The sequence below is a fragment of the Hymenobacter cavernae genome (assembly GCF_014641455.1).
Classification (GTDB): domain Bacteria; phylum Bacteroidota; class Bacteroidia; order Cytophagales; family Hymenobacteraceae; genus Hymenobacter; species Hymenobacter cavernae.
In genome coordinates this window covers 1-19802 of sequence record NZ_BMHT01000007.1, presented here as the reverse complement: position 1 = coordinate 19802, position 19802 = coordinate 1, and the positions used below count along the sequence as shown (strand labels likewise).

Sequence of the window (19802 nt, the reverse complement as noted above, 5' to 3'; positions counted from 1 at the left end):
AAAGAAAAGCGCCCAAAGGTTTCCCGAGGGCGCTTCTTGCGTTTGTAAATAGGTTTTTAGAACGGCGGATCTTCGTTGCCGAAGTTGCTGCGTGGAAAGGCTTGGGGCGGCGGTGTGTCGTTGTTGATGCGCGAACCTAGGCGGATGGTGTTAGGCGCGAAGCCACTCGCGTCATCATCGAAGGTGCTGGTGGGGAAAGCGCCGGTATTGAAGTCGTCGCCACCGAAACCGCCGCCGTCGAGGTCAGCAAACTTGGTGAAGCGGCCGATGAACTTGAGCTGCACGGTTTCGAGCGAGCCGTTTCGGTGCTTAGCAATGATAACCTCACCCATGCCTTGCGTGGGATTACCCATTTCATCTTCCGTAATTTTGTAATATTCAGGACGGTACAAGAACACCACCATATCGGCGTCCTGCTCGATAGAACCCGATTCACGAAGGTCACTCAGCTGCGGCTTCTTGTCGCCGCCGCGGGTTTCCACCGAGCGCGAGAGCTGCGACAGCGCCAGCACCGGCACGTTTAGTTCTTTGGCTATGCCCTTGAGCGCCCGCGAAATAGACGCAATTTCCTGTTCGCGGTTACCGGCGCCCTTGCCCCCATCCGCGTTGCCCGTCATCAACTGCAAGTAGTCGATGATGATCATCTGGATGTCGTGGTGGGCCTTGAGGCGGCGACACTTGGTGCGCAGCTCCCGGATGCTCAGCGCCGGCGTGTCGTCAATGAAAATCGGGGCCGACGACAAAGACGAAATCTTGTGGTTCAGCTGGGCCCACTCGTAATCGGCCAGGTTGCCCTTCTTAATCTTCTCCGAATCCAGCTCCGCCTCGGCCGAAATCAGACGATTGACGAGCTGAATGGACGACATTTCCAGCGAGAAGATAGCCACCGGCTTTTTGTGGTCGACAGCTGCGTTGCGCATAGCTGATACCACGAACGCCGTGTTGTGGGTCACCGTCATATCCTGCAAAAGGAACAGCCGGTTGCCATCGATTTCAAAGCCGTAATAATCGTCTTCTTTGTCGAACTCGACCGAAATGCCGGTCATTCGCCAGTCAACTTCGCTCTTCCACGGATTAGCTTTTTTCCGCTCTACGCGCACTGGAATGCGGTTTACGTCGCCGTAGAAACGCACGCGGTACACTTGGCTCTCGTAGCCGCGGCTGGTAATAACCGCGCGCTTCTTCTTGAGTGCAGTACGGAAACCTAGGGAGTCGCACAAAAACTTAATCTGGCGAGCTAGCTTTTGGTTTTTCTGGGTGATTTCGTAGCCGTTGCTGACCACGTTCAGGTGCCCATCTGAGTCAATCAGGCCAGCCAGCAGGCGCAGGCGGTTCTCAGTGCTATTGATCAGGTAGTGCTGGGGAATATGCTTGTCGCCCAGCACTCCTAGCTGGCGCAATTCATCCTGCAACGAATACTGCGCGATGCTCCCGCCCTGCCGACCACGCGTGATGCCGTAGCTGTTGCAGCGGTTTTCGACCACACCCACAGTCACTTGCATGTCAAGCGCTTCGGCGTACTCGTGCAGGTAAGAAATGATTTCTTCGTCTTGCGCGGTAATACGGCAGTTGTCGGAGCTACCATCACCTAGCCAAACGCCCAGAAAGTACGGATCAATAGCTAGCTCCTGCTCCGCAAATTCAACCGGCACTTTGTAGCCCTTGTAGCTAGAGCGAAACTTCTCCGACTTCGCCAGCCACTCCTTCACAGTGATATTCAGCACGTCACCGTTGCGGTGCTTGCCTTCGTTACGGCTGCGCTTGAGGGAAAGAATGTGGCTTTCGTTGACGCGGTAGTCTTCAGCTTTGTTCTGGCGCACCCAATACATCCGTTCCTGGCCGCGAGCAATGCTCAGCACCCGGCGCGGCGTAGAGTCGTCGCCCATCAGCAGCTGGCCGGCTTGCACGTCTTCTACGTTGCGAAGGGTGCCGTCGTACATGAGCACTTTGGTGCCTTTGCCCAGGCACTTACCCATGCCGGGGCGAGCCGCAATAATCACCAAGTCAGATGGTTGCCAGCCGCTCGTTACCCGATCCAGCGCCGAGAAACCGCTGGGTACGCCGGTGAGGCCATCTTTCTGATTCTTCTTTTCTTCCAGCTCTTTAATGGCCTTGCCCATCAACGAGCGCATGTCGTCGAAGTTCTTACGGATGTTCGACTCTGACACCTCAAACAGCGCCTGTTCGGTTTGGTCGAGCAGGTTGAATACGTCCGTTGTATCCTCAAACGCGTCGCGGTGGATGTCGCTGGCAATGCGAATCAGCTCCCGCTTGATGGCGTTTTCGGTGATGATGCGGGCGTGATACTCAATGTTGGCCGCCGAGTTGACTTTGAACGTGAGGTTGGCTACGTAGTGCGTGCCGCCGGCCGCCTCCAGCTCGCCCATCTCCCGCAACTCATGGTTGACAGTCAGAATATCAATGGGTTCCGACTTATCAAACAGGTTCAGGATGGCCTTGAAGATGCGCTGGTGCTTATCGTCGTAGAAGCTTTGGGGCTTCAGAATATCGATAACCGTAGTTAGGGCATCTTTTTCCAGCATCAGCGCGCCTAGCACGGCCGATTCCAGTTCGCGGGCCTGGGGCGGCAGCTTGCCAGTAGGCGAAGCCAGGGCCAACACGGGCGGGCGGCTGTTCCAAGTGGCTTTGGCCCGCGAGGCCGATTGTTTCAGGCGGTCATCCATTCGGTCACTCATAGGGGTACTCAACAAATCTAACGCAAAAGGGGCACAAAGCTAGCGGCTACGGCTTAGATTTAGCAGCGTGTCTTAATCCTTTCTTTTCGGTATCTTGCTAGAATACCTAGGTTGGGCTTTTACTCTGTATTCCGGAAACCGGACGTGCTTTTCCCAAAATGGCAAGCCGAACTCTAGCCTGCCGGTTCTTACCTTTACGGCCCTTTCCCTGCTTACCGCTTCCGAATGGCCACCCTTCCCTCTCTCCAACGCTTGCACCTGATTGCCGTCGGGGGCAGCATTATGCACAACCTAGCTTTGGCCCTGCACCGCAGCGGGGCGCAGGTCACGGGCTCCGACGATGAAATATTCGAGCCGGCCCGCGGACGACTAGCTAACGCCGGAATTCTACCGGCGGCAGAAGGCTGGTTCCCCGAGAAAATAACCGCCGACTTGGATGCTGTGATTGTGGGCATGCACGCCCGCGCCGACAACCCCGAGTTGCTGCGCGCCCAGGAGCTAGGTCTGCGGGTGTACTCGTTTCCGGAGTTCATCTACGAAGCCAGCAAGGATAAGCAACGCATCGTCATTGGCGGCTCGCACGGCAAAACCAGCATTACCTCGCTGATTCTGCATGTGTTGCGCTACCACGGCCGCAAGTTCGACTACGCCGTGGGCGCCCAGCTCGAAGGCTTCGACCTGATGGTGCAGCTCACCGATGACGCTCCCATTATCATCATCGAAGGAGACGAGTACCTTTCCTCGCCCATCGACCGGCGGCCGAAGTTTCACCTGTATCAGCACCACATTGGCGTGATTTCCGGCATCAGCTGGGACCATATCAACGTGTTTCCGACCGAGGAAGACTACCGTGAGCAGTTCCGCATTTTCGCCGAGATGACGCCCAAAGCCGGCGTGCTCATCTACGACCAGGACGACGAGCAGGTGCAGCTCGTGACCGTACCTAGCTCGCCGGATGTGAAGTACATCGGCTACGGTCCGCACGAGCACGTTATCCGACAAGGGCGCACCTATCTGCTGAACAAGAAGGATGAAGAAGTGCCGATTCAGGTGTTTGGCGAACATAACCTGCGCAACATTTCGGCGGCGCGGGAAGTCTGCAAGCAGCTGAGCATCAAAGGCAAGGATTTCTACGAAGCCATTGCTACCTTCAAAGGCGCCGCTCGTCGGCTGGAACTGGTGCGCGCCGGTCAGGATTCGGTGGTGTACAAGGATTTTGCCCACGCGCCCTCCAAGCTGAAGGCCACGGCCACCGCTCTGAAGCAGCAGTTTCCGCAACGCCGGCTGGTGGCTTGCCTGGAGCTGCACACGTTCAGCAGCCTCAACCCGGCCTTCCTGCCGCAATACGCCCACACCTTCGACGCGCCCGATTTGGCAGTGGTGTACTTCAACCCGCACGTACTGGAACACAAGCGCCTGCCGCCCCTAGCTCCTGAGGCGGTGCAAGCTGCTTTCGGGCGGCGTGATTTGAAGGTATTTACCGACAGCAAAGCGCTGGCCGACTTCCTGCACCAGCAGAACTGGGATAACGCCAACCTGCTGATGATGTCGTCAGGCACCTTCGACGGACTAGACCTAGGTAAGCTGGCGGAGGAGGTTGTTCGGTAAGCAACGTTTCTTCCTAAACGCAGCAAAGGCCCGCTCACGCGGGCCTTTGTTATTTCTCTTCGGTCAGCTTTGCCGGTTTGGGCCGTCGCTTGTCGGTGGTCAGCAGCAGCGCCAGAGCCGTCAGGGTCAGGCGCAGAATCCATTTGCGGTTCATTGGCGGAGGAAAAATTCGTTGTACTCTTTCACGACTAAATCGCAACGACTGCCGCCGCTGTTTTCCTCGCAGTTTGTCCCGACGATACGGTTCTTCTCAAAGGAAAACGAACAAAACGGACAGCCCACACTAGTCAGGATATAACGTTCGGCGTTGGAACTCAGGTACAAGCTGTTGTCGGAAGACGATTGCAGCGGCAGCGCCATGGCCCGGTACATGCCGTTGCGCAGTCCCACGCCCACCAGGTAGTACATGGGCTTGTCTTTCTTGCTTTCCTGCACCTTCTGAATCGACGTTTTATCGACCACCGTCCCATCGCCGAACAGCCGGATGAAGGCCGTAGCCAGCTGATTGCGCGGCACTAGGTATTCCACTTTGCCCTCGTTGATGGTGGCGACCTGCTTGCTCACGGCTTCGCGCTTGCGCTGGTTCGCAGCAGCATCCGGGTCTTCGGCGGGCATGCTTTTCTCGGGGAAGCCGTGCTTGCTGGTTTCGCAGGCCGTGAGCAGCCCTCCCAAACCTAGGCCGGCAAGCAGTACAAAGCGCGCTACGGAGTTAGAGATTTTCATCAGCGTTCTACAAAGAACAAGGTCCACTAGCGGGCCTTGTAGTATTTCTGCGCTTCCGGCATCAAGCGCTGAATGTCGGCAATACGCTGGGCGTCAGCGGGGTGATCGGAAAGGAAGGCCGGCGTGCCGCCCTGGCTCTGAGCCGCCATGCGCTGCCAGAATGAAACAGCGGTCTGCGGATTGTAGCCGGCCATTGCCATGAAAATCAGACCTAGGTGGTCGGCCTCGCTTTCCTGCTGGCGGCTAAAATGCAACAAACCTAGCTGCGAGCCGGCGCCTACAGCCGTCATGAGCATGTTGCCGGCTACTGATGGATTAGCGCCCGTCACGGTTTGCAACGCTGCGCCACCGTACTGCGCAATAAGCTGATCGCTCATTCGCTCGCTGCCGTGCTTGGCTACCGCGTGCGAAATTTCGTGGCCGAGTACTACAGCCAAGCCATTCTCGTCCTGCGTAATCGGGAGAATGCCCGTGTACACCACCACTTTGCCGCCGGGCATGCACCAGGCATTCACCTGCTTGTCTTCCACGAGGTTAAATTCCCACTGGTAGCCGGCGAGCTGGCTGCTATTGTTGGTTTGCGCCATGTATTCTTCCACGGCGTGCTGAATACGTTGGCCCACCCGCTTCACCATGGCCGTCTGAGTGGCGTTGGAGGAGAGCTTGCTTTCGCTCAGCGTTTTCTGGTATTCCTGCGTGCTGAGCGTCAGCATTTCGCTATCAGAGACTAAGCTGAGCTGACGACGGCCGGTGATGGGAACGGTAGTACAGCCAGCGGCAATCAGTAAGGAGCTGGCTAAGAGGATTTTCTTGAACATAGTGAGGAGAAAGACTTTGGAGAGATGTCGCCAGAGCTAGGTCGATTCTAATCCAAAGCACCCTAGCCTAGCGCTAATAAGCTATACGACGAGCGCTGGGTAAAATGTTTAATTTCCTATATGCCAATCCCGGCAACCGCATGGAAGTAGCACGCGTAGGCCAGGTTTTTACCTTTTCAGGCCGCGAATTAACCGTTACTTTGGCGGCAGTTTAGTGCTTAGTGCTTGGTGGTTAGTGCTTAGAATGATAGAACGCAGGAATTTCTCTGTAGTGGCTTCTAAACACCCTGCTCAAAGCCTAGGCACTAAGCACCAAGCACTAAGCACGAAACTCATCAGATGAAAATACTCTGCATCGGCCGCAACTACGCCGAACACATTGCCGAACTTCAGAACGAAACGCCTGACGCGCCCGTCATCTTCGCCAAGCCCGATACGGCGCTGCTGCAACGCAACCAGCCGTTCTTCTACCCCGATTTTTCGCAGGATATTCACCACGAAATCGAGCTGGTATTGCGCATCAGCAAGAACGGCAAGAACATCGAGGAGAAGTTTGCGCACACCTACTTCGACGCCATCGGCCTGGGTATCGATTTCACGGCCCGCGACCTGCAAAGTAAGCTCAAAGGCAAGGGTTTACCGTGGGAGCTGGCCAAAGGCTTCGACGGCTCAGCCCCGCTCTCTACCACCTTCAAGCCTGTTTCTGATTTCGCGGACCTAGGTAACATTAACTTCCGGCTAGAGGTGAACGGGCAGGTGCGCCAGCAGGGCAACTCCAGCCTGATGCTGCACCCGTTCGCGGCAATTATCTCGTACATTTCGCGTTTTATCACGCTGAAAATGGGCGATTTAATTTTTACGGGCACACCCAGCGGCGTGGGTCCGGTTCAGATTGGCGACCAGTTGACGGGGTATATTGAGGACGAGAAGTTGTTGGATGTTGCGGTTAAATAAGTTGCTTTTGTCAGTTCGCGTACGAGTTCTTTCCCTGAATAAGCTAGCCGTGGGCGCCATGCTGCTCTTCACCACGACTGGCCTGCGCCCCGTACCTTTTGGCGCCCAGGAACCACCGGAGGACCTCACTAAGGCTAGTAAGGCTAGGTCTGGCGGCGCCGGCACTGCGGGGCAAGAAGCTGGCCCACCCACGCACCCCAACGTGGAGAAGGGCTACTTCCTGTTTCCCATTAAGCCGGGCAAGCCGAACTACCTGGCTGGCAGCATGGGTGAGCTGCGCCCCAACCACTTCCACGGCGGCCTCGACATCAAGACCGACGGTCGGGTGGATTTGCCGGTGTATGCGGCCGCTGATGGCTACATTTCGCGCATGAAGCAGTCGAGCTTCGGCTACGGTAACGTGCTGTATATCACACACCCGAATGGGCTGACGACGGTGTACGGTCACCTCAACCGCTTCCTAGGTCCGGTGGCCGATCAGATGCGGCAGAAGCAATATGAGAAGCAAACCTTCGAATTGGAGCTGTTCTTTTCCAAAGACCAGTTCCCGATAAAACGCGGCGACCTGGTTGCCTTATCAGGTAACACGGGTGGCTCGGGCGGGCCGCACCTACATTGGGAAGTGCGCGACGCCCACGACGCGCAGCTCAACCCCTTGCAGTGGGGCGGCTTCGACGAAATTCAGGACCACGTAGCGCCTACTATTCAGGCTTTTGCCGTCGAGCCGCTCAGCATTGATGCGCGGGTGAATGGCCGCTTCGACAAGGCCGTATTGACGCCCAAGCAAGCCGTGGGGCCGGGCGTACCGGTTATCTGGCCCGATACCATTAACTGCTTCGGCACGATTGGCTTGCAGGTGCAGGGCTTCGACCGCTTCGACACGGCCTGGAACCGCAACGGCTTGCAGCGCGTGGAAGTGCGCGTGAACGGCCAACCGACGTATCAGTATGTGATTGATGGTGTGCCATTTAGCGACACGCGCACGATTTCCGACCATGTCGACTACGAGTGGCAGCACACCAATGGCCGGACGCTGGAAAAGCTGTTCGTGGACGATGGCAATACCCTGCCGATCTACACCACCGGCCTCACGAAAGGCAAGCTGCGGGTAGAAGATGGCAAGCTGTACGCCGTGGAAGTCAACTTGCTCGACTCTTACGGCAACAGCACACCGCTGCGCTTTGTGCTCCGTGGGCAGCAGCCGACATATTACAAAACCCGCAGCGCGGCGGTGCGCCAACCGGCTCTACGCTACGAGATTACGCGCAACATTCTGAAGGTTTTCGCAGCTGACCCCGACACGACACGCCAAAGTGGCAACCTGACACTGCTGCGCGACGGTCGGCGGCTGGAGGTAAAACCTAGCTACACCGTGCAGAGTCAGAACGTGTACCTCTACGATTTACGCGCTGGCTTACCCGATTCCTTACGCTTCGGCCGCGTGGCGCAACGCTTCAATCGGCAAGCGATGATACCGGCCGGGCAGGAGTTTGCCTTCTCCAACAATGTGCTGAACCTAGCTTTCGGACCGCGCACGCTCTTCGACACGCTGTATCTGCAAACCAGCTACAAGGAAGGCCTCTGGACGATCCAGAGCACGCGCACGCCGCTGTTTGAGGCGCTGCGTATGACGTTGAAACCCAACGAGGAAATCGTAGACAAAGAACGCTCGGCCGTGTACATGATCAATGCACGCGGCGGCCGCATCTACCAGGGCGGCAAGTGGGACGGCAACCAAATTACGGCCCCGATCAAAACCTTCGGCTCGTTCCGCATTCTCACCGATACCATTCCGCCCTCGGCGCGGTTGGTGAGCAAATCGGCGGCGGGTGTCACGTTTGTGGTCGGCGACAACCTTTCGGGGCTGGCGAGCTACCGCTTGCTGGTGAACGGGCAATGGCGCATGCTCCGCTACGAATACAAGAACGCGACGCTCTTCACCGATAAGCAGGACCACACCGTGCCGCTGGCCGGCGACGCCGAGTTGCACCTCACTGACCAGGCCGGCAATAAGAAAGTGCTGCGGTTCAGGATTTAAAGGCGCGGGTGCCGTAGGAACGCGCCACGGCGCGTTCTGGTCTGGGCGACGTGTGCGCAGGAGGTGCGAAGCGGCATCGTTCAACGACGAACGCGCCGTGGCGCGTTCCTACGGCACCCGCGCCTTGACTGCCCAAGAGCCTTTCTAAACACAAAGCTCTTAATGAACCTAAGCAGTTAATTAAGAGCTTTGTGTTTGAAATAAAGCTTTTCGCTGATCAGAGGGAAGTCCTTGGCAAGCTCAGGACGACAGACAACTTAAATTATGGCAAGAGTTGAGCTTATCTCGTATAAGCGCGTACATCCACTATTTGCCCTATGAAACCTCGCCGTCCCGTTCTGGTTGCTGCCGCTGCTACGGCTGTAGTTGCTACTTCCGCTCTGATTTACTCGAAAGCCCGTCGGGCTGCGCTGCCGGTGGTGCCGCACGTTGATTTGAAGCGCTACATGGGCGTGTGGTACGAAATTGCCCGTCTGCCCGCGCGGTTTGAGAAGAATTGCGAGCATGTTACGGCTTCGTACCGCCTGCGACCCGATGGCAAGGTGGACGTGTTCAACACCTGCCACAAGGGCGATGTAAACGGCCCGGCAGACACCGTCAAAGGCGTGGCCCGCGTCGTTGATAAACAAACGAATGCCAAGCTGAAAGTCAGCTTTTTCTGGCCTTTTGAGGGCGACTACTGGATTCTGGAGCTTGACCCCAACTACCGCTTTGCCGTGGTGGGTGAGCCAAGCCGCAAGTACCTGTGGGTGCTCAGCCGCACGCCGCAGCTGGAGCGGTCCATCCGCGACCGGCTCATTGCCAAGGCCCACGACCTAGGTTTCCCGGTGGAGAACCTGATTTTTACGGGTCAGCCCGTAGGCGAAGAAGCCTAGGTTGTAGGTTGTCATTCCGAGCATTCTGCGCATCAAGCAGAGACGAGGAATCTGGGTTAGCCAACCTAGGTTGTAGCCCAGATTTCTCGCGCTACTCGGAATGACAAACGGGCGTTAGCTTTGCGCCCACTTTGTTCAACAATACGCGAAGCACAAGCCCGCGCTACCTTCCCTTTATGCAACTCCACGCCGGCAACCCCGCTCCCGACTTTGAAGCCCTAGACCAAGATGGTAACCTGATCCGCCTCGCCGATCTGCGCGGCCAGAAAATAGCGCTCTATTTCTATCCCAAAGACGACACGCCCGGCTGCACCGCCCAAGCCTGCAACCTGCGCGACCACCGCGAAGAGCTGACCGCCAAGAACGTACAAGTACTCGGCGTGAGCGTCGACGGTGAAAAGTCGCACAAGAAGTTTGCGCTCAAGTACGAGCTGCCTTTCCCGCTGCTGGTCGATACCGATAAAAAGATTGTGGAAGCCTACGGCGTTTGGCAGGAGAAATCAATGTACGGCCGCAAGTACATGGGCACTATGCGCACCACCTTCCTGATTGACGAACAAGGCGTTATCGAGAAGATCATCGAGAAAGTAGACACAAAAAATCACGCGGCGCAGCTACTCTAGCTAGGTTTTACCCGTACTGACGGTCATCCTAACGAAGGAAGGACCTAGGGCCAGTTGAGCAACTTCGTAACAACGACTCGTTCAACTGGCCCTAGGTCCTTTCTTCGTCAGGATGACCGTGCGTTTTCATCCCCAACTATTCTTGCTCTTACCAGTGCCCGAAACCCCTGCCTCCCCTCCTACCTCGGCGCCTAACAAATGGATGGTGCTAGGCACCCTAGCCTTCGGCACGTTCATGGCCACGCTCGATAGCAGCATCGTCAACATTGCCCTGCCCACCATCCGGCGGGAGCTGCAAGCCGGCGACAGTGTTGAGTGGATCGTGCTCAGCTACCTGCTGGCCACTACGAGCACCTTGTTGATTATGGGCAAGTTATCGGACTTAGTAGGGCGTCGGCAGCTGTACATCACCGGTTTTGCCGTGTTCGTGGGCGGCTCCTTGCTGTGCGGTCTAGCCTGGAACAACTGGTCGTTGGTCTGCTTCCGGGTTATTCAGGGGCTAGGTGCCTCCATGATTTTTGCCATCGCGCCCGCCATCATCAGCGACACCTTCATTCCGCAGGAGCGCGGTCGGGCCCTAGGTCTGATCGGGACCATCGTGGCAGCGGGCAGCAGTGCAGGGCCTGTTATTGGCGGGTTACTCCTAGGTCGCTTTGGCTGGTCGAGTATCTTTTTCGTGAATGTACCAATTGGCCTAATCGGCATCTGGCGCGCCTGGACGGTGCTGCCCCCAAGCACCAAACAGCCCAACCAAGCCTTCGACCTTGTGGGCGCTGGCCTTTTCCTGGTAGGTGTCGTGACGCTGCTTGTTGGCCTGGATTTCGGCCCCGAGCCGCAGTACGGTTGGGATCATCCGCTGGTGCTGGGGTTAGTCGGAAGCGGTGTTGTGCTGCTCGCGGCCTTTCTTTTTTGGGAAGCACGGGTTAAAGAGCCCATGCTGCGGCTGGAGCTATTCCGCGTTTATCCGTACACGGCAGCCATATTCGCCGCGCTCCTAGGCTTTGTGGCTTCGGGTGCCAACTTGTTCATCATCCCGTTCTTCCTCCAACAGCTTCTGCACTTCACCCCCCAACGCGCCGGAATAGTGTTGCTAGCCGGCCCGCTGACACTTAGCATGGTAGCTCCACTCGGCGGCTATTTGTCAGACAAAATCAACGCCCGATGGATTTCGACCAGCGGCCTGCTGCTGGCTGCTTTTGGCTACTTCATGTTCTCGCGTCTGCAGCCCGATTGGGGCTGGCAAAACGTGGTGTGGCGCAGCGCTCTAATTAGTGCCGGCTTCGGCTTGTTTCAGTCGCCTAACAGCAGCAGCGCCCTGAATGCCGCACCCTTGGCGCAGCGCGGCGTGGCAAGCAGCTTGCTAGCTTTTATGCGCAACCTAGGTTTTGTGGTGGGCATTGCCGTGGCGGCCGCGGTGTGGTACAGCACCCGCAACCGCTACGCCCTGACACACAACCTAGCCCCAGAAAACGTGGAAGCGCAGGTACTTGGCATGCATTACGCTTACTTAGTAATGAGCGGCTTAGTGCTGTTAGGTGCTATTATCTCCTTCTCACGCGGTGCAACGAAGGAGTCGGCACCTTTCGATAAAACGACGGCGCAACCAGCGACAGCCTAGGTACTGTTGTAAGCGCGGGGATGTGCCGTGGCGCGTTTCTATGATTCTATTTCATATTCCTTTTGTGCAATCGATTGTGATAGTTCAGCTTATTTAACCCACTTTTTTGCTATTAGCAGAACCCTACCTTTGCCGCTTAACCTATTCTTTACCCTATGTCGCAGGACACGTCCCTTACTGCTAACGTAACTCCCGAAACCCAGGCGGCCCACCCCGAAAGGTCCGTGGCCGAGCTGAAACAAATTGCCGCCCAAGTGCGGCGCGACATCGTGCGCATGGTGCACGCGGTCAACTCCGGCCACCCCGGCGGCTCGCTGGGCTGCACCGATCTGTTGGTAGCTCTCTACTTCCGGGTGATGAAGCACAACCCTGATTTTCAGATGAGTGGTGCCGGCGAAGACCTGTTCTTCCTTTCCAATGGTCACTTGTCGGCCACGCTGTATTCGGTGCTGGCGCGCTCGGGCTACTTCCCGGTGAGCGAGCTAGCCACGTTCCGTAAGCTCAACTCGCGCTTGCAAGGTCACCCGGCCACCCACGAGCATCTGCCCGGTATTCGGGTGGCATCCGGCTCCCTGGGTCAGGGGCTGAGCGTGGCCATCGGCGCGGCGCAAGCCAAGAAGCTTAACCAGGACGACCGTCTTGTGTACGTGCTCATGGGCGACGGCGAGCTGGACGAAGGCCAGATTTGGGAAGCCACAATGTACGCTGCTCACAAGAAAGTCGACAACCTCATTGCGTTCATCGACCACAACGGCCAGCAGATTGACGGCCCTACGTCGGAGATTATGAACCTAGGTAGCCTGCGCGCAAAGTTCGAAGCGTTCGGCTGGAAAGTACTGTCGACCAACGGCAATGACCTCGATACGCTGCTTGCCACCCTCAACGAAGCGCGTCAGCTCACCGGCCAAGGCCAACCCATCATGGTGCTGATGGATACCCAAATGGGCTTCGGTGTCGACTTTATGATGGGCTCGCACAAGTGGCACGGCGTAGCGCCGAATGACGAGCAGCTCGAAAAAGCCTTGCAGCAACTGAGCGTAGAAGAAGCCAGCGACTATTAATCAACCTGTTAGCTGATGCGCTAGTAGAGAAGGCTACGGAGTTTGACCTGTTATGTAAGTTGCACCTAGGTTAGCTCAGATTTATAAGAATTTGGAGCAGAGCCTCGTTGTCATCGGTCAACCTTCTTCAAAACTCGCCAATTCGAAGCTCGTCAGGCTTTTCCTTTTTTGGAGAGAGCGTCGATGGTGAGGCCACTCGTATGCTTCAACAGGTACGCTCTTACTGGTTACTGCTCGGCATCTTTCTGCTAACCACATCCTTACGCGCCCAAAAAGCGCCGCAGGAAAAGCCGCGCACCACGCGCATTCTGTTTCTGCTCGATGCGTCGGGTTCGATGAATGCGCCGTGGGAAGGGCGGCCGCGCATGGAAGTAGCCAAAAGTCTGCTCGCCAAGATGGCCGATTCGCTCAACACCTACCCCAATCTGGAGCTAGGTCTGCGCGTGTACGGCCACCTGCACGAGGCCAAGGAGAACAACTGCGAGGATTCGAAGCTGGAAGTGCCTTTTGGGGCGCGGAATGCGGCGGCTATCAAGAAGAAGCTCCAGACGGTGCAGGGTCGTGGCAACACGCCCATCACTTACTCGCTTCAGCAGTCGGCCGGCGACTTTCCGGCTGACCGCACGGCGCGTAACGTACTGATTCTTATAACCGACGGGTTAGAGTCGTGCAAAGGTGACCCGTGTGCGACTTCCCTGGCATTGCAGCGCAAGCGGGTGTTTTTGAAGCCGTTCGTGATTGGCATTGGAGCGGAAAAGGAGTTTGGCAAGCAGCTCGAATGCCTGGGTCAGTACTACAACGCGGCCGATGTGAAAACCTTCCGCTCGGTGCTCGACAACGTCATCACCCAAACGCTCCAGAAAACAACCGTGAGCGTGAACCTGACCGACGAAAGCGGCCGCCCCGTGGAAAGCAACGTGAACATGACCTTCGTGAACAACGTGACCGAGCAGCCCGAGTACAATTACGTGCACTACCGCGACGCCCAAGGCAAACCCGACGTGCTCGACATCGACGCGTTGCAGAGTTACGATCTGGTTATCAACACGGTGCCGCCGGTACGACAGCAGAACCTAGCTATCCGCCCTGGCAAAGCCAACGTGCTAACTTACAAGACGCCGCAGGGCACCCTAGGTCTTCAATCGCCGAACCTCACGCCGAACCCTTACGGCAAGGTGCAGGCAGTTGTGCGGGCCGCGGGTAATCCGGCGACGGTCGTGGCCCTGCCCTTCGGCACGAAGCAAAAGCTGCTGGCCGGCAACTACGAAGTGGAGTTGCTCACGCTGCCTCGCATCACGCGCCGCATCACCATCAAGCAAGGCCAGGAAACCACCGTGACCTACGACGCACCCGGCACGCTCAACATCGTGACGGATCTGAAAGGCTACGGCAGCATCTACCGCCTCAACGACGACGAATCGCAAACCTGGATTTACAACCTCCCCGAAGCCAGTAGTAAGATAAACCTACCGATGCAGCCCGGCGCCTACCGCTTGGTCTTCCGCACGAAAACCAGCACCGGCAGCAAGTTCACCGACACGCGCAACTTCACCATCCGCTCCGGCCAAACGACGTCGGTGAGCATGTTTACGAAATAATGTCACAGCCAACTGCCCCTTCGACTTCAACACTTCCTACGCTACCTAGCTTAGTGCCGTTAGTGGCCGATGATCTGGCAGGTGCTGCTACTCAGCTAGCAACGCAAGGTTGTGCCGTATTGCCTGAAGTATTCAGCCTCAGCGAAGTAGAGCAGCTATTGCGGACCATCTCTGCAGCGGAGGCTACTTCCAGTAACTTCCGCCGTACTCAAGATCTGTTCGCCATTAGGAACTTGCTCAGCGAGATACCCAATTTACAGGCGCTGCTATTTACTCCCAAGCTCCGGCAGCTACTAGCAACACTATTTCCTACTACGCCTCACCTTACCAAAGCCATTTACTTTGATAAGCCGGCTCAGTCGAACTGGTTGGTAGCCTGGCATCAGGATTTGATGATAAGCGTGAATGAACGCTTAAGTGCTCCAGAATTTGGCCCCTGGACAGACAAGAAAGGCGACATTTCGGTGCAGCCCCCACGAGCTATTTCCGAAGGCATCTGCACCATTCGCCTGCATCTTGATGATTGTGATGCCACGAATGGCGCATTGAAAGTAGTACCCGGTTCGCATCAGCACGGTGCCATCCCAGCCACTGAATTACCAGCTTATACAGCTGACGCGGTATCGTGCGCTGTACCTGCTGGCGGTGTGATGTTGATGAAGCCATTGACCTTGCATGCCTCTAATCGCAGCACAAGCTTGCGGCCACGCCGTGTCATTCACCTAGAGTTTTCGTCGCTCGACTTGCCCTATGGTTTACAATGGCGTGAGCGGCTAGCTCTTGCTTAATCCAATCTCTCCTACAAAGACCTTTAGTCCCTACCTGATTTTAATGAAAGACTTCCCTTACTCCGAATTAAAAGATACCCGTTCCGGCTTTGGCGCCGGCTTGCACGAGCTAGGCAAATCCAACCCCGACGTAGTGGCTCTGTGCGCTGACCTCACCGGCTCGCTTAAGATGGATGCCTTTAAGAAAGACTTCCCTGAGCGTTTTTTCCAGGTAGGTATTGCTGAGGCCAACATGATGGGCCTGGCTGCTGGCATGACCATCGGCGGCAAAATCCCGTTTACGGGCACCTTCGCCAACTTCAGCACGGGCCGCGTGTACGACCAGATTCGGCAGAGCATTGCCTACTCGGGTAAGAACGTGAAAATCTGCGCTTCGCACGCTGGCGTGACCCTCGGTGAGGACGGCGCTACCCACCAGATTCTGGAGGACCTAGGTATGATGAAGATGCTGCCCCATATGACGGTCATCAACCCCTGCGACTTCAACCAGACCAAAGCCGCTACCATCGCCATTGCCGACCACGAAGGCCCGGTGTACCTGCGCTTCGGCCGCCCCGTAGTGCCCAACTTCACCCCCGCCGACCAGAAGTTTGAAATCGGCAAAGCCGTGCTGCTCAACGAAGGCGCCGACGTGAGCATTTTCGCCACCGGCCACTTGGTGTGGAAGGCCATCCTAGCCGGCAAGCTGCTGGCTGAGAAGGGCATCGATGCCGAAATCATCAACATTCACACCATTAAGCCCTTAGATGCGGAAGCCATTCTGCAATCGGTGCGCAAGACGCGCTGTGTGGTGTCGGCGGAGGAGCACCAGCTCAACGGCGGCCTCGGCGACAGCATCGCGCAGCTGCTGGCCCGCGAGGAGCCGCTGCCGCTGGAAATGGTTGGTGTGAACGACTCTTTCGGCGAAAGCGGCACCCCCGAGCAGCTCATGGAAAAGTATAAGCTGAACGAAGCGGCCATCGTAGCGGCCGTGGAGAAAGTGCTGGCCCGCAAGCAGAAGTAAGCCAGACCTAGGTTGTACAACCTAGGTTCTAAACGAATAAACCCCGGCCGCTTTGCAGCAGCCGGGGTTTATTTATTCTGGCGTTAATAAATAGCCGATGTCCTGTAAAAAAGCCCCACCGTAGCGGGGCTTTTCCAATTGACGGACTATTGAATAACGACGCGTTGGGTTGTGGTCGTGTCGCCTTTGAAGCGAACCATGTAAACGCCCGGCTTCAGCTGATTGCTTGGAATGCTCAGCGTGGTCTGCTTGCCTACATTCACCCGCGACATAACTCGGCCCACTACATCTACTACCTCGATGCTCTTCACATTGAGCTGGTTAGCACCTAGCTTGATGTTGATTTTGTCTTGAGCAGGGTTCGGATAAACGTCGATGCCATTGGCTGCTACACTGGTAGCGTTGCCGGTAACGGTGCAGGTGGCAGCAGTACCACCTAAGTCGCTAATGGAAGCTAAGGAAGTGGCAACTACCATCTTGTCTAGTTTCGTGCCGCCACCTGCATTGTAAGCAACGGTTAGCGTGTGCGGTCCTGCGGCAAGAGAAGCCTCTCTTAACTTTATCCAGTTCCAACCGCTTCCTGTATTTACTTCTTTTATGCTGACATCATCAATGTAATAGGTGTTGGCTACCTTGGCCATATCGAACAAGAAGGTAGTAGTAGCGATGTTTGCCGTTATGGTCCAGGAAACCTTCTGCCACTCAGTACCGATGGTTTGGTCTGGCTGGAACTGGGAATTGCTAGTTCCGGTAGAAATCCTGATCGAACCATTTGGCGCAAGGGCTTTTACCCAATACGAAATTGTATACTGCTTACCAATAGTGGTCGGAATTCCTAAACTTGTCACTTGTAATCTCCAAAAGTCGGTTTGTGCAGTAGCGTTAACCGCTTTCATTGCGCGGCTCCCGCTATGAACCTCAGCAGGCACAGTAGTAGCGCTAATGGCAGATCCTCCGTTGAGAACACTCCAGCCCGTCAACGTATTCCCAGTCCCACTTTCGAACCCACCGTTCGTTGCCAATTCACTCGTTACACTTTGAAATTCACCATTATCAATTTTTAGCCAGTAGCCATAGTCTTCCCCGACGGGAACATTTTGCCTGGCAACAAAATTATAAACGGCGGTACTATCCGCTGTAAATGGCATTACTAGGTAAGAAGATGTATTAGTAGGTGCTGTTGTTGGGCTATTTAAACCGCTTTGTACCTGCACATACTTGCCGTTAGAAGCATCATTGCCTGACCGTACACTCCAGCCAGAGCCTACCGTGGCGCATTCGGCCTCCAGCCATGTTCTTTTACCAATAGGCTCCGCCGGTAAAACGGGATTATTGGTGCCCCACCACTTAAACCAGCGCTGGTAATACAACCCAGGATACGGGTTCGTGGTGATGTTAGTATTCACAGTCGTGTTACCGAGCAGGAACTTGTCGACGAAAGCCTCCACGGCGGGCTGCTGGGTAGCGGGGATGGCGCAGTGGCCGTGTCCACCATCAATGTAGAAGCCAAACCGGTCTCCAATGCCGAAGGTCTTCCACACCTCGTGCGCAGCTCTGGCTGACACATACGCGGAAGGGTTCGCCAGCCACTCAAAGTCGGTATTGCCCGTCACCAGCAACGCACGCGGGGCAATCATGGCCATCAACTCGTGGTGATCTTCCGGCAGCTTGGCTACATTGGCTTCGGAGAACCGCTTCATGTCATCCTTAAACCAGCGGTAATCCGTGGCACCTAGCTTTTCCACGGCCCCGAGGGTCTCGGACACACGCCAGGCCGGCGCACCACCCCCACCAGACTCCTGAGCAATGGTCAGGGCAATGCGCTCGTCCATGGCGCCGGAGAACAAGGCCATCTTACCCGCGTACGAGCAGCCCGTCACACCGATGTGCTTCAGGTCGATGGGCAAGCTAGCTTGCACCAGCTCCAGACCATCGATCAGGCGGCTCACCCCCCACGACCAAGCCGCATACTGTCCGGAGTTCTCCAGGTTCTGATCTGGATACAGCTGGTAGTAGGGGTCGTTTAATGATGGATTACCATACGTCGTGACGTTGTTGTGGCTGAAAGTGATGCGAGCAACGTTGCGGCTGGTAAATACCGTGGCTGGCACACTGCCTGAGGCGCTGTTCATACCAATGATAGCCGGGAACGGCCCCGTACCGCTGGTGGGCAATGCCACCGCCGAGGTCAAGGTCAGCGTTTTGCCGTTTACCGTCACGTTCACCGTCAGCGTGCCGGTGCCGGCCGTCGTACCGGGAACGTAGCTGGCCGTGATGGTTTGAGGACGGCTTGGTCGCCGGCCGATTTCGTAGTTCTCAATCTCGGCTTTGATTTCGTTGCGCCGGCACTCCCAGTCGCTGAAGTTAGTCGAGCGTCCGCGGCCATCCGACCACATAAAGGGGTCCGTCAGGGGCTGGATAGTCGGTAGTTGCTCGAAGGTCGGCAGCGGAGGAGCGGTGCAGCTTCCTCCCGTATTTTCAACCGTGTACACCAGAGGAGGCGCTTGGGCAAATACGTTCAGACCAACACTGCTTAGCAAAAGAGCTAGAAGCGTATTTTTTGCTTTCATTTTTTGGTTAATGAGTGATGTTAAACAACTGGTAGCGCAAGGCTACAAAATCAAATGGCGTGACTAGGTGTGGCAGTTAGGAGGCTGAACTCATAGGCGGGTATGCTATTAGGAAGTGAAGGAGAAATTGTCAGTAAGTTCATTTCCGCAAAAGGTCCGCAAATGGCAGGCTATAATCGGTACGCAATGGATTTCGCAAACGTTTCCGATGAAAGTACAATTACAATGCTCCGGATCATCAACATGTATTATGCAAGCTAGGTCTGCTCTCATAAGCTCCCTGAGCCATTTTATTTGGAAGATAACAGCTACTTAAAGTAGAGCTAGCTATTCTTACAGAAAGGCAGAAACTAAAGTACCGAAATCGTTTCCGGAAACGATTGTAGCTACAGCAATGACAACTTATTGTACCTTTTACCCTTCTGTTAGATTCACTTCTGTTTTTGACTCTTAGACTCAGAAGGTGCTCTTACAAAGCAGAATAATACAATTGTTTATTTCCCATTCAAGTAGCCCAACAGTCCGCAACCTAGGTCATCTTCTTACATTCAGCTGATTGGCACCTAGCCTAATGTTGATTCTATCACTGGCTGAGTTCGGATAAACTTCAATACCGGTGTTAGCCAGGCTGGTAGTGTTTCCGGTAACCGTGCCGCAAATACTGCCTGCTCCGAGGCCTGTATTGATAGCGTTCGATTTCGTAATCAGCAGCTTATCGAGCTTAGTGGGGTGGTCCAGTAAAAACGGACAGCTGGCTAAGATAAGTTAATCTGGCAGTCAAGTTCGAATTGGTGCGGTGAGCGGTAGCCTAGTGCGGAGTGTCGGCGGT

The 19802-nt window shown here is 55.9% G+C and carries 14 protein-coding genes; 10 read left to right on the top strand and 4 right to left on the bottom strand.

Translation table 11 applies throughout. The features are described from left to right. Window positions 1-56 precede the first annotated feature (56 nt). Window positions 57-2696 carry a replicative DNA helicase gene (dnaB, locus tag IEX74_RS18165; protein WP_188815452.1) on the bottom strand — a complete coding sequence of 880 codons (2640 nt, stop codon included), beginning with the start codon at window positions 2694-2696 and terminating at the stop codon, window positions 57-59. A gap of 225 nt (window positions 2697-2921) precedes the next feature. Here dnaB and IEX74_RS18160 point away from each other — a divergent pair, with 225 nt between their 5' ends. Continuing rightward, window positions 2922-4304 (top strand): UDP-N-acetylmuramate--L-alanine ligase, encoded by a 1383-nt coding sequence (locus IEX74_RS18160; protein ID WP_188815451.1) that lies wholly within the window; start codon window positions 2922-2924, stop codon window positions 4302-4304. A gap of 150 nt (window positions 4305-4454) precedes the next feature. Here the strand turns inward: IEX74_RS18160 and IEX74_RS18155 are convergent, their stop codons facing one another. After that, window positions 4455-5027, bottom strand: coding sequence for a hypothetical protein (locus tag IEX74_RS18155; RefSeq protein ID WP_188815450.1), 573 nt, complete (start codon window positions 5025-5027; stop codon window positions 4455-4457). Between the two features lie 26 nt (window positions 5028-5053). Beyond that, entirely contained in the window at window positions 5054-5845 is a 792-nt protein-coding gene (locus IEX74_RS18150; protein WP_188815449.1) for a M48 family metallopeptidase, read from the bottom strand. Between the two features lie 339 nt (window positions 5846-6184). On the opposite strand from IEX74_RS18150, the gene IEX74_RS18145 reads away from it, so the two are divergent. From IEX74_RS18145 to IEX74_RS18105, 9 genes are all read left to right on the top strand, one after another. Beyond that, complete coding sequence (locus tag IEX74_RS18145; protein ID WP_188815448.1) at window positions 6185-6799, top strand: fumarylacetoacetate hydrolase family protein; 615 nt, start codon at window positions 6185-6187, stop codon at window positions 6797-6799. A gap of 7 nt (window positions 6800-6806) precedes the next feature. Continuing rightward, complete coding sequence (locus IEX74_RS18140) at window positions 6807-8837, top strand: M23 family metallopeptidase (protein ID WP_188815447.1); 2031 nt, start codon at window positions 6807-6809, stop codon at window positions 8835-8837. 317 nt (window positions 8838-9154) lie between these two features. Next, window positions 9155-9712, top strand: a complete 558-nt coding sequence (locus IEX74_RS18135; RefSeq protein ID WP_188815446.1) for a lipocalin family protein — start codon at window positions 9155-9157, stop codon at window positions 9710-9712. Window positions 9713-9888: 176 nt separating this feature from the next. Further along, on the top strand, window positions 9889-10335 hold the full coding sequence (bcp, locus tag IEX74_RS18130) for a thioredoxin-dependent thiol peroxidase (RefSeq protein ID WP_188815445.1): 447 nt from the start codon (window positions 9889-9891) through the stop codon (window positions 10333-10335). Window positions 10336-10489: 154 nt separating this feature from the next. Further along, window positions 10490-11953: an MFS transporter gene (locus IEX74_RS18125; protein WP_229755364.1), complete on the top strand. Its 1464-nt coding sequence runs from the start codon at window positions 10490-10492 to the stop codon at window positions 11951-11953. Between the two features lie 155 nt (window positions 11954-12108). Then, on the top strand, window positions 12109-13014 hold the full coding sequence (locus IEX74_RS18120; protein WP_188815444.1) for a transketolase: 906 nt from the start codon (window positions 12109-12111) through the stop codon (window positions 13012-13014). 200 nt (window positions 13015-13214) lie between these two features. Continuing rightward, entirely contained in the window at window positions 13215-14612 is a 1398-nt protein-coding gene (locus tag IEX74_RS18115; protein ID WP_188815443.1) for a vWA domain-containing protein, read from the top strand. Window positions 14613-14674: 62 nt separating this feature from the next. Further along, window positions 14675-15400: a phytanoyl-CoA dioxygenase family protein gene (locus IEX74_RS18110; RefSeq protein WP_188815442.1), complete on the top strand. Its 726-nt coding sequence runs from the start codon at window positions 14675-14677 to the stop codon at window positions 15398-15400. A 43-nt stretch (window positions 15401-15443) separates the two neighbouring features. Beyond that, a complete protein-coding gene (locus IEX74_RS18105; RefSeq protein ID WP_188815441.1) occupies window positions 15444-16403 on the top strand; it encodes a transketolase family protein in 960 nt (319 codons plus the stop codon). A 146-nt stretch (window positions 16404-16549) separates the two neighbouring features. Here IEX74_RS18105 and IEX74_RS18100 read toward each other — a convergent pair whose 3' ends face one another. Next, window positions 16550-18973 carry a T9SS type A sorting domain-containing protein gene (locus tag IEX74_RS18100; RefSeq protein WP_188815440.1) on the bottom strand — a complete coding sequence of 808 codons (2424 nt, stop codon included), beginning with the start codon at window positions 18971-18973 and terminating at the stop codon, window positions 16550-16552. Window positions 18974-19802 lie beyond the last annotated feature (829 nt).

Bases quoted from the DNA above. Each gene is read 5' to 3' on its own strand.
- dnaB (WP_188815452.1), bottom strand. From the start codon at position 2,696: ATGAGTGACCGAATGGATGACCGCCTGAAACAATCGGCCTCGCGGGCC.
- IEX74_RS18160 (WP_188815451.1), top strand. From the start codon at position 2,922: ATGGCCACCCTTCCCTCTCTCCAACGCTTGCACCTGATTGCCGTCGGG.
- IEX74_RS18155 (WP_188815450.1), bottom strand. From the start codon at position 5,027: ATGAAAATCTCTAACTCCGTAGCGCGCTTTGTACTGCTTGCCGGCCTA.
- IEX74_RS18150 (WP_188815449.1), bottom strand. From the start codon at position 5,845: ATGTTCAAGAAAATCCTCTTAGCCAGCTCCTTACTGATTGCCGCTGGC.
- IEX74_RS18145 (WP_188815448.1), top strand. From the start codon at position 6,185: ATGAAAATACTCTGCATCGGCCGCAACTACGCCGAACACATTGCCGAA.
- IEX74_RS18135 (WP_188815446.1), top strand. From the start codon at position 9,155: ATGAAACCTCGCCGTCCCGTTCTGGTTGCTGCCGCTGCTACGGCTGTA.
- bcp (WP_188815445.1), top strand. From the start codon at position 9,889: ATGCAACTCCACGCCGGCAACCCCGCTCCCGACTTTGAAGCCCTAGAC.
- IEX74_RS18120 (WP_188815444.1), top strand. From the start codon at position 12,109: ATGTCGCAGGACACGTCCCTTACTGCTAACGTAACTCCCGAAACCCAG.
- IEX74_RS18115 (WP_188815443.1), top strand. From the start codon at position 13,215: ATGCTTCAACAGGTACGCTCTTACTGGTTACTGCTCGGCATCTTTCTG.
- IEX74_RS18105 (WP_188815441.1), top strand. From the start codon at position 15,444: ATGAAAGACTTCCCTTACTCCGAATTAAAAGATACCCGTTCCGGCTTT.
- IEX74_RS18100 (WP_188815440.1), bottom strand. From the start codon at position 18,973: ATGAAAGCAAAAAATACGCTTCTAGCTCTTTTGCTAAGCAGTGTTGGT.